This window comes from Polaribacter vadi, from assembly GCF_018861005.1.
In the GTDB taxonomy this organism is placed as follows: Bacteria; Bacteroidota; Bacteroidia; order Flavobacteriales; family Flavobacteriaceae; genus Polaribacter; species Polaribacter vadi_A.
Window position 1 is genome coordinate 150,410 of sequence record NZ_JAHKQL010000016.1, and the last position, 16,430, is coordinate 166,839.

12 protein-coding genes are annotated in these 16,430 nt (G+C 26.0%); 4 read left to right on the forward strand and 8 right to left on the reverse strand.

The window, feature by feature from the left end:
* Nucleotides 1-129 precede the first annotated feature (129 nt).
* Nucleotides 130-4,341: a PAS domain S-box protein gene (locus KO506_RS08920; protein ID WP_215994559.1), complete on the forward strand. Its 4,212-nt coding sequence runs from the start codon at nucleotides 130-132 to the stop codon at nucleotides 4,339-4,341.
* A gap of 206 nt (nucleotides 4,342-4,547) precedes the next feature.
* Complete coding sequence (locus tag KO506_RS08925) at nucleotides 4,548-4,913, forward strand: response regulator (RefSeq protein ID WP_215994560.1); 366 nt, start codon at nucleotides 4,548-4,550, stop codon at nucleotides 4,911-4,913.
* Between the two features lie 265 nt (nucleotides 4,914-5,178).
* On the opposite strand, the gene KO506_RS17165 is transcribed toward KO506_RS08925, so the two are convergent.
* The 4 genes from KO506_RS17165 to KO506_RS08940 form a co-directional block, all read right to left on the reverse strand.
* Complete coding sequence (locus KO506_RS17165; RefSeq protein ID WP_289851795.1) at nucleotides 5,179-5,301, reverse strand: hypothetical protein; 123 nt, start codon at nucleotides 5,299-5,301, stop codon at nucleotides 5,179-5,181.
* Between the two features lie 1,218 nt (nucleotides 5,302-6,519).
* Nucleotides 6,520-7,248 (reverse strand): energy transducer TonB, encoded by a 729-nt coding sequence (locus KO506_RS08930; RefSeq protein ID WP_215994561.1) that lies wholly within the window; start codon nucleotides 7,246-7,248, stop codon nucleotides 6,520-6,522.
* 110 nt (nucleotides 7,249-7,358) lie between these two features.
* A complete protein-coding gene (locus KO506_RS08935; RefSeq protein WP_215994562.1) occupies nucleotides 7,359-7,964 on the reverse strand; it encodes an FAD-dependent oxidoreductase in 606 nt (201 codons plus the stop codon).
* 1 nt (nucleotide 7,965) lies between these two features.
* Entirely contained in the window at nucleotides 7,966-8,550 is a 585-nt protein-coding gene (locus KO506_RS08940) for a MarC family protein (protein ID WP_215994563.1), read from the reverse strand.
* A gap of 88 nt (nucleotides 8,551-8,638) precedes the next feature.
* On the opposite strand from KO506_RS08940, the gene KO506_RS08945 reads away from it, so the two are divergent.
* On the forward strand, nucleotides 8,639-9,208 hold the full coding sequence (locus KO506_RS08945; RefSeq protein ID WP_215994564.1) for a DUF3109 family protein: 570 nt from the start codon (nucleotides 8,639-8,641) through the stop codon (nucleotides 9,206-9,208).
* Here KO506_RS08945 and KO506_RS08950 read toward each other — a convergent pair.
* The 4 genes from KO506_RS08950 to KO506_RS08965 are packed head-to-tail and all read right to left on the reverse strand — an operon-like array spanning nucleotide 9,200 to nucleotide 14,804.
* On the reverse strand, nucleotides 9,200-10,672 hold the full coding sequence (locus KO506_RS08950; RefSeq protein ID WP_215994565.1) for a sensor histidine kinase: 1,473 nt from the start codon (nucleotides 10,670-10,672) through the stop codon (nucleotides 9,200-9,202). The two genes, KO506_RS08945 and KO506_RS08950, sit on opposite strands and share 9 nt — an antisense overlap.
* A gap of 4 nt (nucleotides 10,673-10,676) precedes the next feature.
* Nucleotides 10,677-12,128 carry a sensor histidine kinase gene (locus KO506_RS17095; RefSeq protein ID WP_252726825.1) on the reverse strand — a complete coding sequence of 484 codons (1,452 nt, stop codon included), beginning with the start codon at nucleotides 12,126-12,128 and terminating at the stop codon, nucleotides 10,677-10,679.
* Between the two features lie 7 nt (nucleotides 12,129-12,135).
* Nucleotides 12,136-14,058 carry a tetratricopeptide repeat protein gene (locus tag KO506_RS08960; RefSeq protein WP_215994566.1) on the reverse strand — a complete coding sequence of 641 codons (1,923 nt, stop codon included), beginning with the start codon at nucleotides 14,056-14,058 and terminating at the stop codon, nucleotides 12,136-12,138.
* Between the two features lie 11 nt (nucleotides 14,059-14,069).
* A complete protein-coding gene (locus KO506_RS08965; RefSeq protein ID WP_215994567.1) occupies nucleotides 14,070-14,804 on the reverse strand; it encodes a LytR/AlgR family response regulator transcription factor in 735 nt (244 codons plus the stop codon).
* Between the two features lie 238 nt (nucleotides 14,805-15,042).
* Between KO506_RS08965 and KO506_RS08970 the strand changes: the two genes are divergently transcribed.
* Entirely contained in the window at nucleotides 15,043-16,419 is a 1,377-nt protein-coding gene (locus KO506_RS08970) for a DUF4412 domain-containing protein (protein ID WP_215994568.1), read from the forward strand.
* Nucleotides 16,420-16,430: the final 11 nt, after the last annotated feature.

Sequence of the window (16,430 nt, forward strand, 5' to 3'; positions counted from 1 at the left end):
CAAAACCTTAAAAGTTAAAATTTATTTATTTATTTTTCAGTTAATTTTTATGAAAATTAAGAATATACTTACTATTTTTAGAAAAAATTGACATTAAAAATTCAGTAGATTTTTTTCTTTATTTAAATTATGAATTATAGTCAAATAGGAATTTTATTTTTTCAAGCATCTTTAATAACCTTTGTAATACTTTTATTATTTAGGTTACGAAGAAAATTAGGCATAGGAGTTCTATTTGCATGTTTGGGTCTATTCCAATTTATGCAAGTGTTTTTGTCTAGCACTGTTTATGTTTCTGTTACAAACAATTTAATTGTTTCACCAGGTTCTACAGTGTTGTTTACTGCAACCCTTTTTGCTTTGCTAATTATTTACATTAAAGAAGGTGCCAGTGAAACAAAAAAAATAATTTATGCTTTATTTATTGTAAATATATTAATTTCTGTTTACTTACCAATATTTGGATGGAGCCTTAAAGAAACCACACACAACCCCTTTAACGTGTCAACTCAACTTTTTGATACTAGTGCTTGGGTTTTATTTGTGGGTACAATATTGTTGTTTATAGACTCATTAATAATAATTAAAATATTCGAATTTATATCAAAAAAAACACGGTTTCTATTCTTGCAAATATGTATAACAATGCTACTGGTTGTATGTTTTGATGCTATTAGTTTTTCTCTTTTAGTCTTTTGGGCATCAGATAACTTATTATCTGTTTTAATTTCAGGATTAATTTCTAAAGCAGTTTTTGCACTTTTCTATAGTATTCCGTTTTACTTCTATTTAAGGTATTTTGATCGAAAATTACAGGTTAAAAATTTTTTTAAAATAAAGGACTTTTTTCAGCCATTAACTTACAAGCAAAAATATGAGTCTGCTGCAGACAGTATAAAAAAAGTAGAAGAAATGTATGGCTTATTGGCTAATAATTCTAATGATATTGTATGCTTACAAGAAGTTGATAGCACTTTTAAATATATAAGCCCCTCTTTAAAAAGAATATTGGGTTATGAAAACTCTTACTTTATAGGTAAAACATTTTTAGATATTGTTCATCCAGATGATATTGAGGATTTTAAACAAAAAATAGATCAAATTTTTTTTAAAAACAACACTGATAATTTAACATTTACTTACAGGTTTTGTCATAATAATGGTCATTATGTTTGGTTAGAGTTTTTAACATCTATTGTTTATAAGGCAGGTAAAATAAATTATTTTGTTACCTCTGGTAGAGATGTAACACAAAGAGTTTTCGACCATCAAAATATTGAAGATACTATTAAGCTTTTAGAAGAAAAAGAACACTCTTTAAGTGAGGCTAGTAAAATGGCTAAAATTGGTTATTGGGAATACAATATAGAAACTAAGAACTATACTTGGTCTGATTATATACATGTTATTTACGGTTCAGATCCAAGAGAACCATTACCATTAACAGAAGAAATAATAAATAGCTTTGATAAAGAATCTCGTAAGAAATTAATTAGAGCAAATGTAAAACTTAAGTCTAAAGGTAAACCTTATGACTTAGAGCTTAGTTTAGTTAATTTAAAAAACAAAACAGTTTGGATACGGAATGTTGTACAACCAATTTATTGTAAAAATACAACTAAAATTATTGGTAGAAGAGGTGTTTTACAAGATATTACAGATAAGAAAATTACAGAACTTAAATTAAAAGAAAATGAAGAAAAGTTCTTTAATATTTTTAAAAGTAGCCCTAATTTAATTACTCTTACTCGCTTAAAAGATTATAAAATTACAGATGCAAATGAAACAGCTTTAAAAGCTACAGGTTATACATCAGCAGAGCTTACAGGTGGAGATATAGATGCTAGTGATATTTGGCAAACTCCAAATCAACGCCCTAAATATTTCAATAAATTAAAAGAAAATAAACAAATATCTAATTTTGTAACCGAATTTATTACAAAATCAGGCGCTATAAGAACATGGAAAGCATCATCTCAAATTATAAAAATTACAGATGAAGAATATGCTTTAAGTATTATTGAAGATATTACAGAGATTAAAAAAGCGCAAGAAGAATTAAAAAAACAAAGTGAGTTTGTTACGGCTATTACAGAAAATCAATCTGCAGGAATTGTAGCTTGTAATGCTAAAGGCGAATTAGTTTTATTTAATAAAACGGCAAAACAATGGCATGGAATTGATATACTAAAAGTGCCAAAAGAAGAATGGGCAAAGAACTATGGTTTATATAAAGTTGATGGTGAAACATTAATCGAAGCAGAAGAAATACCATTAATACAAGCATTTCGAGGAAAAAAAATTATTAATAGTGAGCTTGTTATAAAAGCAAAAAATCAAGAACCAAGAATTGTTGTTTGTAATGCTACTTGTTTTTCAGATACCAATAATAATATTTTAGGAGCATTGGTAGTAATGACAGATGTAACCAAACAAAAATTAATAGAAAATAATTTAAAAAGAAGTAAAGACGAAATTAAACATGCATTAAAAGAAGTAGAAAGAAGTGAATTCCTTTTAAATGAATCTGGTAGGTTAGCAAAAATTGGTGCTTGGGAGCTTAAGTTACCTTCAGAAGAAATACGTTGGTCTAATCAAGTATTTGAAATTCATGGGCTTCCTGTTGGTAAAATTCCTCCATATGAAGAGTGTGTAGATTTTTATATTGATGGTTCTGCAGAAATTTTATCCAAAGCAATAGAAGAGAGTATAGCAGAAAATAAAAAATTTGACCTTGTTTTAAGATTTAATAACAAAAAAAATGAAAAGTTATGGGTAAAATCTATTGGTTACCCTTTAACCAATAAAGATGGAGAAATAACTAGTTTAATAGGGGTTTTTCAAGACATAACAGAGCAAAAAAACAAACAAATTAAGTTAGATGAACAAAATGAAAAATTAATTGAATTAAACAAAGTTTTAAACGAAGCACAAGAATTAGCGCAGTTAGGTAACTGGGAATTTATAATAGATTCTAATAAAGTAACATGGTCTAAAGAAGTATTTAAAATATTTGAAATTCCAGAAGAATTAGGAGCCCCAAATTTTTCACAACATATATCACTTTACACAGAAAAGAGTTTTATAAAACTTAAAGAAGCAATTTTTAAGTGTGTTCATCATCAAAAGCCATTTAAATTAGAATTAGATGTTTGTGCCCCTAATGGAAGTATTAAACATATAATATCTAGGGGGTTAGTTTTAAGAGATAAAAACAAAAAGATAATTGGTTGTTATGGAACAGTACAAGATGTTACAGAACAGAAACAAATTAGAGATAATATAGCAAAGGCAGAAGAAATGTATCGTTTATTAACAGATAATTCTAACGATCTTATTTGCCTTCATAATTTAGACAGTACTTTTAAATATATTAGTCCATCCATTAAAAGTTTGTTAGGTTATAAGCAATCTGACCTAATAGAAACACCTGGTTTTAATATAATACATGAAGAAGATTTAGATTATTTTAAAACATCTCTAGAAAATAGAATTAATAAAAAAACACCAAATGATACTTTTTTCTCGAGAGCTATTCATAAAAAAGGACATGTTGTTTGGTTAGAATGCTCTGTTTCTATTATTTATTTAGACGATAAAATAGATGCTGTTCTTACATCATCTAGAGATGTTACTGAAAAAGTATTAGCAAAACAGAAAATAGAAAAATACCAAGAATCTTTACAGGAATTAACAACAGAAATTACTCTAGTAGAAGAAAAACAGAAAAAAGAAATTGCAACTAATATACACGATCATTTAAGTCAATCTTTAGTAATTTCTAATATGAAAATTAAGGAACTTAGAAAGGTGCCTGATTTAAAAATAATAGATAATGACTTAGAGTTTGTTTACGATCACATTAATGATGCTTTAGTAAATAGCCGTAAAATTACGTCAGAACTTTCGCCACCTGTATTATATCAATTAGGTATTATAGAAGCTTTGTATTGGTTGTTAGAGAATATTGAGTCTAAGCATAAAATAAAATATAAAGTTGACGATACTATAGAAGAAATAGAACTCGATGATGTACAATCTATTTTACTCTATAGATGTATACAAGAACTGTTTAATAACATTATAAAATATGCACAAGCAACATTAATTAGTGTAGATTTTAATAAAACCAATTTAGGTGTAAATATTATAATAAAAGATAATGGTAAAGGTTTTAATACAGAAAATTTAAACGGTTTCTATTCTAAAGACGAAAAAGGATCTGGTTTTGGTCTATTTTCTGTTAAAGAAAGAATTAAAAATATTAAAGGAGAATTTAAAATAGAATCTAAAATAGGTGAGGGTACAACAGTTACTATTTTTATACCCATAAAAGAATAAAATAGGTTAGTTCTAGGTTTTTAATGGCTTAAATGTGTTTTAAAACGAATTATTGTAAAGTTTTAAATAAGTTCTATAAGAAGTATTTTTTTTGAATAAAAAGACTTAAGGTTATTTAATTTTTATCAATAAGTAAGCATCTTGCTTATGGTAAATCTTATGGTTATTTACTAAATTAGCAGTAGCCAAACACTCAAAAACACACTTTGAAATCTAAACTAAAAAATTTACTAATTGTAGAAGATAATACTCTTATAGGTAAGAATATTGTAAATGCTACAAAAGAAATTGTAGGTATAGAAAACCTTCATTTAATAGATAATTTAAAAGAAGCAATTTCTTTAATAACTACCATAAACTTTAAGTTAATTATACTCGATTTAAGTTTACCAGATGGTAATGGAGTAGAATTATTAAAACTATTAAAAGAAAAAGACGCAAAAAATAAAGTTTTAGTCTTTTCTACAAACACACACTTAAAAAGAGTTTGTTTAAAATACGGTGCGTTTGCTTTTTTTGACAAAGCAAATGATTTTGATAAATTAATTGAAACAATTAGAGCAGAAAACTAAACCTTTACTCAAAATTAATTTAGCGTTAAACAAATCTAATTTTTATTACATACAATTTATAAAAAAGTAAAAGCCAAACTTTAGTAAAGTTTGGCTTTTATATATTAATTGGGGGACTAATAAGGGGTCAATAATATTTAAATTGATGAAATTTGTGCTTTAAATTGAGTAGTTTTTATGGAATAAGATTTTATATTTAAGTTTAAAAAGAAAAAATGGGGGGAGTTTTTCTTTATTTTTATAGCTTTTTTTAATCTAAAGAAGATTAGATAAAAGAACCTATAAAAATAAATAAACTTGTAATAAATGCAATAAAACTAAATGTAGTAGTAACAGAATCGATAATATTATTATCGTTGTTTTGTGGAATTTCTTGAGCTTTTTTCATTTGGGGGAAATTTAAAAGTTATCTTAATAATTATACATCAAATATATTTTAAATTAGATTATAAACGAATAGGCAATTTCCTTATTTTGAAAAAAATTAATTTATGATTTAAAAAAAATAGCTAAACTTTAGGGAAAGCTTAGCTATTCATTTATAAATACATTAGGGGTACTTATAAGGGGTATTGTTATATTTATAAGAAACTTTTTAGGGGTACTTTATAAGGGGTTTTGTTTTAATTTTTTTTACAATCACTTAAATAGTAGAAGTAAATTTTTTGAATAAGGTTTTTTATTCAATTATATTAAGCAGTAATTTTTATAGTTTATATACTATATAAACAGCTGACAAAACATAAATAAACTTGATAAGAAAGCAATAAAACTAAATGTAGTGGTAACAGAATCGATAATATTATTATCGTTGTTTTGTGGAATTTCTTGAGCTTTTTTCATTTGGGGGGAAATTTAAAAGTTATCTTAATAATTATACTTCAAATATATTTTAAATTAGAGTATAAACAAATAGGCAATTTTCTTATTTTGATAAAAATTAATTTATGACTAAAAAAAATAGCTAAACTTTAGGGAAAGCTTAGCTATTCATTCATAAATACATTAGGGGTACTTACAAGGGGTTTTGTTATATTTATAAGAAACTTTTTAGGGGTACTTTACAAGGGGTTTTGTTTTAATTTTTTTTTACAATCACTTAAATAGTAGAAGTAAATTATTTTGAATAAGGTTTTTTTATTCAAATATCTTAATCAGTACTTTATATAGCTTCTATACTATATAAACAGCTGACAAAACATAAATAAACTTGATAAGAAAGCAATAAAACTAAATGTAGTAGTAACAGAATCGATAATATTATTATCGTTGTTTTGTGGAATTTCTTGAGCTTTTTTCATTTGGGGGGAAATTTAAAAGTTATCTTAATAATTATACATCAAATATATTTTAAATTAGAGTATAAACAAATAGGCAATTTTCTTATTTTTTATAATAGAAGTACTTAAAAATAAAAAAAAGCTAAACTTGGGGGTTAGTTTAGCTTCTTATACTTATAAATAGGGTAAAAATATTTTAATTTTTTTATTAAAGCATTTGTGTTGTTAAATACGATAATTATACAGCAAATATATTTTAGAAGTTAGAGTTACCCAATAGGTAATTTTCTTAAATTATAAAATTTTGTTAAAATTATAACTTTATACTATCTAACTTCAAAAGTAATAGGAATACTAAAACTAACTCTTACAGGCACTCCTCTTTGTTTACCAGGTGTCATTTTTGGTAAAGCATTAATAATTTCTGTAACCTCTTTTTCTAAAACAGGATGAGGTCCTCTAGTTTTTACATTTACTATTTTACCATCATTACCAATAGTAAAAAGAACATATAAACGTTTTTTTCCTTTACTTAAACCTAACTCTGTAGCTAAATTTACATCAAACTTTTTACTAAAGTGTTTTGTAACTCCTTTCGTAAAGCATTTTTTAAGTTGAGTGTTATTACCTTTACATCCAGGGTAAATAGGTACATCTTCGATAAGCATAAAAGGTATATCTTCTATTACTTCTTCAGCTTCATGAACTTCTTCTATATCATCAGTATCAATTACCACAACAGATTCAGATTCATCTGTTTCAGTAGATTCTATAATTGTTTCCTCTATTTTTTCATCATCTTCTACAATCTTAATAATTTCTACAACTTTCGGAATGTTTTTAGGCGGAGGTGTTGGTTTTTGAATTTGTACAATAGGAATATCTTCCTTCATTTCTTCAACCATAACTACTTGTCCTAGTTCATCATAGGTTTTTTCGTATGTTTTATGCTCCATAAATGCATAAATAATAAACAATGAAAGTACAATACCTATTTGGAAGAAAATTTTACTAAAATTCTCTAGCTCTTTACGTGGGTTTTTTTTGATGTCCATCTTATAACCTTTTTTAATTTATAAAATATTTCCAGAATTATCAAATTCTTAATTATTTGATTTCTGATTATAAAATTATAAATAAATTAAAGGTTAAAATATGATTTCCATCATATTTTATCATGAACTTTGGTGTGGTTACCATCGTTCCAAAGTGTAAGAATATCTGTAGCTAAAGAGGCTCCACTACCAGCTGCAATTGCAAATTGACTTCTATGACCAGCAATTGTACCACAACAATACAAACCTTTCTTTATAAAATGGTCATTGTTTTTTAACTGAACTCTGTCTTTTTGAGCATTCGCTTTTTTATGAGGTATAATAAACTCATCTAAACCATCTATAGCAAATGGTTTAGAATAGTTTAAGGCTAGTACTACAATTTTAGAGTAATAAGTATCTTTATTTGTAGTTATACTATAAGTATCATCATTTTTATCAACAGAAATTACTTTTTCATTTTCTATTTGATTTATTTGAGGATACAAATTGTTTAATTGTGTTTTACCATTAGTTAAAATATCTTTACCTAATGTTTTTGCTGATAAACCTAAAACGTTATTAAAAAGAGCATTTTCTAAATGAGACGCTCTTTGATGTAAAATAATTCCGATGTTTTTATTGGCAGCAAAAGGTTTGTTTTTAGCAGAACCTAAAACTAAAGCACACTGCATTCCAGAAACACCACCACCAATAATTAAACAATCATAAATCATATTATATAAATAACATTTTAATATTCTGAGCAAATAATTTTACAGAAATTGCTAGTAAAATTACTCCAAAAACTTTACGAATAATTTGGATACCAGCTGCACCTAACAAGCGCTCTATTTTTGTTGAGGTTTTTAAAACAATATAAAGAAAAATAATGTTTAAAAGCACAGCAATAATAATATTTTCTATAGCAAATTCTGCTCTTAAAGATAATAAAGTTGTTAAACTACCTGGCCCTGCAATTAGAGGGAAAGCTAAAGGAAAAACAGTAGCTGTTAAAGAAGGGTTACTATCATCATCTTTATATAAAGTTATACCTAAAACCATTTCTAAAGCTATAAAAAATAGTACAAAAGCACCAGCAACAGCAAAAGAGTTTACATCTATACCTATTAAACCCAATAAACTTTGCCCTACAAAAAGAAAAAGTATCATAATAAAACCAGCAATTAAAGATGCTTTTTCAGATTGAATATGACCAACTTTTTTACGTAAATCTATGATTATTGGTATGTTTCCAATAATATCGATAACCGCAAATAATACCATAAAAGCAGTTATTATTTCTTTGATATTAAAATCCATTTTAATTTTTAAATTTTTTGCAAAATTAGTTAACTAAAATTTAGTAAATCACAATAAAACAGAAAAAAATATACTTATTTTTGCGGATATGTTTCAACTAGGAAAAACGATTGTTTCAGAAGATATTATAGAAAAAGATTTTGTCTGTAACTTATCTGCATGTAAAGGTGCTTGCTGTGTAGATGGTGAGGCTGGTGCACCATTAGAAAAAGAAGAAGCCCAAATTTTAGACGAAATTTATCCGAAAGTAAAACCTTTTTTAAGAAAAGAAGGTATAGAAGCAATTGAGAAACAAGGAGCTTGGACTACAAGTGAATGGGGTGAACTAGAAACACCTTTAATTAATGGTGCAGATTGTGCTTATGTTATTTTTGATGAAAAAAACACAGCACTTTGTGCAATTGAAGAAGCATATAACCAAGGAGAAATTGGTTGGAAAAAGCCAGTTTCTTGTCATTTATACCCAGTAAGAGTTAAAGATTACAGTGAATTTTCTGCAGTAAATTACCATAAATGGGAAATTTGCGATGACGCTTGTACTTTAGGTAAAGAATTACAAGTGCCAATTTATAAATTTGTAAAGCAAGCTTTAATTAGAAAGTTTGGGCAAAATTGGTATGATGAATTAGAAAAAGTAGCAGTCAAACACTTAGAATAGAGGCAGTGCTATAATTACTCTTGTGCCTAGAGAATTCTTTTTATTATCTTTTAAATCTTCGTAATTTATAGAAAAATTGTTGTTGTAATTTTTAACAAAATTATTTAACCTTTTTTCGGTTAAATAAATACCAACAGATTTTCTATTAATCGATTTTTCTGATTTAATTTTAGCAGAAGCATCTCTACCAATTCCATTGTCTTCAATAATTATTTTTATATAATTTTCATCAATTTTAGAAACAGATAATCGTATTTTTTTATCTCCTTTTTTAGATGATAATCCATGCCACAAAGCATTTTCTAAAAATGGCTGAAATACAAGGGGAGGTACTTTTATGGTTTCTAAATTTAGGTTTTCATCACTTATAATTTCAAAATCTATTTCGTTAGAAAACCGAATATTTTCTATATTCATATACAAATCCATCGTTTTTAATTCGTTGTTTAAAGTGGTTTCTTTTTGGCTAGAAGCCTCTAAAATTTTACGAATTAGTTTAGAGAATTTATTTAAATAGTAAGTAGCATTTTTTCTTTCATTATTTATAATATACAGTTTTATAGAGTTTAAAGCATTAAAAATAAAATGAGGATTCATTTGATTTTTAAGTGTTATTAATTTTAAATCGTCTATTTCTTCTTTTAGGGTAATTTGTTCTTTTAAAACATTCAATTTTTCAGTTAATTGAAAATTCATTTCTTCTTTTAATTCTTTGTTTTCTTGTAGCTTTAAAATTAGTTGATTTTTGGCTTCATTTCTTTCGTTTAAAAGAATTTTTTGCCTTAAGCCTAAGCCTAAAGAAAAGAAGATGTTTTCTAAAACAATACCTAAATAAAAGATAAGAAAACCAGTTGCTGAGTTATTGGTAAAAATCTGAAATTCAATAATTAAAATTGTTAATAGAGATGAGATAAATAATATAAAAGAACCTATTAAAATATAGTTTTTCGTTTTTTCTGGAGTTTTATAAACCAGATAAAAACAATATAGAGTAAGTAATATGATTATAGGTATGTACGCAAATAAATACAAGGTAATTAGTAAGTTTTTATCGTTTAAAACTAGCGTAGTTGTAAAGCCAATAAAGCCCAAAATGAATAAAAATAAAAGAATGTATTTTATAATTTTTGTTTGTTTTTTATAATGTGTTTTAAAGTTTAAAAACCTGAAAGCAAAAAGATAATAAGCAATGTTGTATAACCAAACCCAAAACTCATGCGTAAGAGAAAAAAAGTTTTGTAAAGGTGTGGTTAGTTGATCTAAAAAATCGTTTTTGGTAAAAGTAAAGTACGCTAAAAACAGTAAAAATGTATAGGTTGCATAATAAAGGTAGGTTTTACTTTTATGCTGATAATAAGATAAATAATTATAAATAGTTAATAAAAAAACAATACCAAGTACAAACAATAATACTCCATTTGTATGAGGCGATTCGTTAAAAAAACTACTTGTAATGTTTTTCATTTTTTTAAGCTAAAGGTATGCTTAATACTACTTTAGTTCCAATAGGTTTTTTGTTTTCATCAAATAAATCATCATAAATAATTGTGTAATCATTATTTAAGTTTTTTACAAAATTAGATAATCGATCTTTTGTAATACTAATACCTATAGATTTTCTATTGATAGATTTATCTGCTTTAATTTTAGCAGAAGCTTTACGACCAATTCCATTATCTTCTATAATAATTAAAATGTGTTTTTTAGATGATTTAATTATAGATAGGTTAATTTTTTTATCCTCTTTTTTAGAGGATAAACCATGCCAAATCGCATTTTCTAAAAAAGGTTGTAAAACTAATGGAGGCACTGATATACCTTTTAAATTGATGTTTTCGTTTACGTTGATATTAAAATTTATCTCATTAGAAAAACGGATGTTTTCTATAGTCATATACAAATCCATAGTTTCTAACTCTTCTTGTAATGTTACTTCTTTATTGGTTGAAGCTTCTAATATTTTACGAATTAACTTAGAGAATTTATTTAAATAATAAGCAGCAATTTTGGGTTCGTGATTTATAATATAAAGCTTAATTGAGTTTAATGCATTAAATATAAAATGCGGATTCATTTGACTTAATAAACTTGTTAGCTTGAGTTCGTTTATCTGTTTTTCGTACAAAGCCTCTACTTCTGCTAATTTATGACTCTCAACTTTTTCTGATAATTTTTCATTTAATTGATCTTTTAAAGTATCATTTTTTTGCAGTTCAGCAATTAAGAGAGCATTATAATTATCTCTTTCTTTTCTGTAATTATGGTATTTATAAGCCAAGCCAATAGAAAGAATTATGGCTTCTAATAAAACACCAATCATAAAAAAATCTATTGGATCTATGTTTTTAAATGGGTAATTTTTTACAAAAGATAAACAAAGAGCTAATACAGAAAAACCAACAAAAAAGATTAAGCCAACTACAAAAAAATTATTCACTTTATCTTTAAATTGATAAATAGCTTTTATAAAAAATGAAATAATTAATAAGGTTACTGGTGTGTAAACGAATAAGAAAAAGCGAGTCATATATTGTTGATGAAACAAGTAATAATCTACAATAAAAAACAGTGTACAAAAAACAGTTGTTACTAAAATATACAGCATTATTTGTACAGCTAAACGTATATCTTTTTCTTTTAAGTTTAAGAAATGTATACAAAACCAACTGTATAACATCCAATACCAAATCTGAATAATCCAGTTAAATGCATTAAAAAAATAACTAAATTTTTCTGCTAAATAATAAGAAGTAGCATTATTTGTTTTCGGAATTAAATAAATAGTAACCAATAATAAAAAAGCTGCATAAATAGCAAAACTCTTATCTCTTGTAAAAAAATAAGATGTTGTATGGTATGCAATTAAAATAAAAAGCATCCCTTGTAACCAAGAGGAAAAATCTTGAAAAAATAGGCTCATACATTTTTTAACTTATAGGTATTTTCAGAGCAACTTTGGTTCCTTTTGGTTTTTTCTCATCATCAAATAAATCATTAAAAATAAGACTAAAAGGGTTTTGAAAATCTTTAATAAAGTTCTGTAAGCGTTCTTTGGTTAAATTAATTCCTATAGATTTTCTATTAATTACTTTTTCAGATTTTATTTTAGCAGAGGCTGTTCGTCCAATTCCATTATCTTCTATATCAATCTGAATGAAATCTTTAGAAGGTTTAAAAACAGATAATGTTATTTTTTTATTTCCTTTTTTAGATGATAATCCATGCCATAAAGCATTTTCTAAAAAGGGTTGTAAAACTAAAGGAGGTACTTTTATTTTTGATAAATCTAAGCTTTCATCAACATTAATAACATAATCGATTTCATTAGAAAAACGAATGTTTTCTATGTTCATATACAAGTCCATAGTTTCTAATTCCTCTTGTAAAGAAACCTCTTTTAAGGTAGATGATTCTAATATTTTACGTACTAATTTAGAGAACTTATTTAAATAATGCACTGCATTTTTTTGCTCGTTATTTATAATGTAATGCTTAATAGAATTTAAGGCATTAAAAATAAAATGAGGATTCATTTGTGTGCGTAAAACGTCTTGTTCTAAGGTTAAAATCCTTTTCTGATTTTTTAATAAACGTTGTCTGTACAAGAAATATAAAAGACTAATTACAGAAATAAAACTAACCAAAACAATTACCCAAATATTTCGGTTTTTTACTAATTGTAATTGTGCAATTTCATTTTGTTTGGCAAGGTTTTTTATCTCATTATTTTGTCTTTCGCTATCGTATTTTATAATTAAATCATTTACATATTGTATAGTTCTTTCGTTAGAAATCTTCTTTTCAAATTCGTCTGATAGTTTATAAAATTTTAAAGCAGTTTCATAATCATTTTTACTTTCATAGAGCTCAGAAAGATGGCTGTAAGCATAAGATAAAGAAGAAGAAAGGTCATATTTTTTAGCAATATTTAAACCTATGTTTAAGTTTTTTTCTGCCTCTAAATATAACCCTAATTTGGATTGAGCCCATCCTAAATTTAAGTATTCATAAGATAAATATTTTTTGTTACCTAACTTTTCTGCGGTTACTAAATTTACTTTTAATAATGCTATAGCTTTGTTTGGGTTACCCTGTTTTATGTACATATTTGCAATGCTACTTTTACAAATAATTTGCCCAAAAGTGTTATTTATTTTATTGTTAATAGCTAAAGATTTTTCGAAATAACCTAAAGCTTCTTCGGTTTTGCCTTGTGCATCTTTTGCATAACCTATATTTTGATAATTAATAGCTAAACCAAGCTCGTTATTAATACTTTTTTCTATTTCTTGAGATTTTTTAAAACGCTCAATAGCTAAATCGTACTGTTTTAAAAGTAGGTAAATATTACCCATACTATTTAAAGAAACAGCAATACTTCTTCTTAAGCCAAGGCTGGGTTCAGCAACAGTTTCTGCTAACTTTAAAGCCTCATGATTATAATCTAAAGCAGTTCTGTTTGCATCCATTTTTCTATAATCTACACCTAACATATTTAAGCTAAATACCTCAAACTCTATACTATTTGCTTTTTGAGCAGTTTTTAACGCAGATGTATGTGCAGTAATTGCTTTTGGGTATAAAGAATAATTTCTGTATTGTATACCTAAAAGGTTTTCTACATAGGCCTTACCATCTAAATAATTCGATTTTTCGAACCTATTTGCTAATGTTTTTAATTTGACAGTATCTCTTCTAAATGGTCTTAAATAAAGATTAATACTTTTATAAGTTGTGGGTCTTTTTTTTAAAATACTGTCTATTTGAGTATTAAAATCTATCTTTTTTTTCTGCGCATTTGTAGTAGTAAAAAAGAAAAAGCAAATAAGAAACAGGAGTATTTTGAGCATAATATATTAGCTTATAATTTTTCTAAAAATTCTGATTTTCTTTGTCTAGAAACAGGAATTTTAGCATTGTTTTCTAAAACAATATAACCATCAGACTTTAAAAATTCTTTAATTTTATTTAGATTGATGATGTAAGAATTATGTATTCTAAAAAAATGATCAGAAGGTAAAAGTTCGTTAATTTCTTTTAGTTTTTTTGTAACTACAATTTTCTTGTTATCAGACAAATGTAAAGTAGAATAATTACCATCAGATTCTACATAAAAAATGTCTTTTGGTTCTAAAAAAACCAATTTACCATCTGTATTTATGGTTATTTTTTTGTGATGTAATTTGTTGTTGAATTTTAGTAAAATATCTTCAAACTTGTCTGCATTATAGCTTTTAGAATTGTATTTTTTTATTTTTTGAATGGTATCAGCCAAATCATCAGTATCTATTGGTTTTAGCAAATAATCTATGGCTTCTTTTTTTAATGCAGTTATGGCATATTCATTATAAGCAGTAGTAATAACTACAGCAAAATCTTTATTCTCTAACTTTTCTAGAAACTGAAAACCATCCATAGTTGGCATTTCTATATCTAAAAAAAGGCAATCTATTTTAGCGTTTTTTAAATAAGGAATTGCTTTTTCTGGCTCAGTAAAAGTAGCAACAACTTCTAGTTCATTGTTAAAATTAGACAATTCCCAATTTAAACCTTGTATGGCTTTTGGCTCATCATCTATAATTACAGCTTTAATCATCTTAGTCAATTTTCTCAAAGTTAAAATATATTTCTCAATTAAGTTTTACAGTTGTGCAAATGGCAGAGTTTTACTTGTTTTTAGTACTGTTTTAATGATAATTGGTATGTAAATTCATTTATTTATGAAGCACCAAAGCATACAGTAAATACTACAGGTTATACATTTTCTCTTTTTTTTGGTTGATATAAAAAGAATATTTGTGGTTATATAATATCAACCAAAAATTATATTGATTATGAAAATTTCAAAAAAAATAATATTAAGTTTTTTGTTTTTATCTCTAGCACTTTCTACAAATGCACAACTTTGGAAAAAACTAAAAAAGAAAGCACAACAAAAACTTGAAAATAAAATTGAAAAAGAAGCTGATAAAAAAGTAGATAGTATTCTTTATGGAAAAAAGAAAACAAGCAAAACAGAAGAACCGAAAACAAATATTGTTGATGATAGACTAAAATCTTATGGTTCTGCTTCTATAAATCACACTTCACTTTATGGCAGTTTTAGTGTAAACGACGTATCAAAAACCAAAGTAAATAAAGAAGCTAATAAAATTAAAATAGAAGGTTCTTGGAGAACCTCTGATGCAGATGTTTTTGATGGCTATATTTTAACGATTATTAACTTAGAAAATATAGCAGATTTAAATAATAAAACTTTTAAAATTCCTGAAGAAGCTACTTTAAAATTAGCATACAATGCTTTAGTAAAAGGAAAATATACTTATGAGAGAGGGCAAGAACATGCACCTCAAAATTTCGAATTAATTTCTGGTACTGCTACAATAACTTTTAATAAAGATAAAAATGTTAGCCTCAATTTTTCTGGGGATGCAAAAATAGATAATCATAAAGATAATGAGGGTTTTACCAACAATACTTCTGTTTCTATAAACGGAATGATTAACACTACAGAACCAGAATACACCATAACAAAAGAATTAAAATCAGAAGAAAAAGATCCTGTAGATGCTCTTTCTGAAGATGAAAAAATGGCAATGTTTAGTAAAGTAGTACCCACTGTAAACATTCCTTCTACATTCAGTTTTAATAAAAGTATAGAACTTAAAATGACAGATGATAGAGGCGATTCTCAAAACATTGTTTTTTTAACAGGTAGTTACCCAGATATTTATGGAATCTCTTTAAATTCAAAAGAAATGCAAGGTCAAGAAATGTTGGTTGTAAATACACCAAAATCATCTACGATGTTTATGAATATGGCTGGTATGAAAATTAAAAAATCTACTTCTTTAGCACAGATGGGTAATCAATTTGATATGGAAGATAAGTTACCAGAAGAAGGAGATTTTGAATATATAAAAACAGGAAATACCAAAACAATTATTGGCTATTTATGCGAAGAAGTTAAGGTAGATTATGATTATACTAACTCTAAAGGAAGTGTTACTTTTTGGGTTTCAGAAGATTTTCCTATTCAGAATAAAGCATTGCCAATGTTGGGTATGAAAATGAATAATCCCTATTTCTCTGGTTTTGTTTTAGAAATGAACAGCCATCATCAAGGAAAAGAATTTACAATGCAAGTTGTAAATATTTCTGATAAATCAGTAAATATTAATACCAACGATTACAAAAAAATGGGATTTTAAAAACTAAATAC

Bases quoted from the DNA above. Each gene is read 5' to 3' on its own strand.
- KO506_RS08920 (WP_215994559.1), top strand. From the start codon at position 130: ATGAATTATAGTCAAATAGGAATTTTATTTTTTCAAGCATCTTTAATA.
- KO506_RS08970 (WP_215994568.1), top strand. From the start codon at position 15,043: ATGAAAATTTCAAAAAAAATAATATTAAGTTTTTTGTTTTTATCTCTA.
- KO506_RS08950 (WP_215994565.1), bottom strand. From the start codon at position 10,672: ATGAAAAACATTACAAGTAGTTTTTTTAACGAATCGCCTCATACAAAT.
- KO506_RS08940 (WP_215994563.1), bottom strand. From the start codon at position 8,550: ATGGATTTTAATATCAAAGAAATAATAACTGCTTTTATGGTATTATTT.
- KO506_RS08930 (WP_215994561.1), bottom strand. From the start codon at position 7,248: ATGGACATCAAAAAAAACCCACGTAAAGAGCTAGAGAATTTTAGTAAA.
- KO506_RS08965 (WP_215994567.1), bottom strand. From the start codon at position 14,804: ATGATTAAAGCTGTAATTATAGATGATGAGCCAAAAGCCATACAAGGT.
- KO506_RS08935 (WP_215994562.1), bottom strand. From the start codon at position 7,964: ATGATTTATGATTGTTTAATTATTGGTGGTGGTGTTTCTGGAATGCAG.
- KO506_RS08960 (WP_215994566.1), bottom strand. From the start codon at position 14,058: ATGCTCAAAATACTCCTGTTTCTTATTTGCTTTTTCTTTTTTACTACT.
- KO506_RS17095 (WP_252726825.1), bottom strand. From the start codon at position 12,128: ATGAGCCTATTTTTTCAAGATTTTTCCTCTTGGTTACAAGGGATGCTT.
- KO506_RS17165 (WP_289851795.1), bottom strand. From the start codon at position 5,301: ATGAAAAAAGCTCAAGAAATTCCACAAAACAACGATAATAATATTATC.
- KO506_RS08945 (WP_215994564.1), top strand. From the start codon at position 8,639: ATGTTTCAACTAGGAAAAACGATTGTTTCAGAAGATATTATAGAAAAA.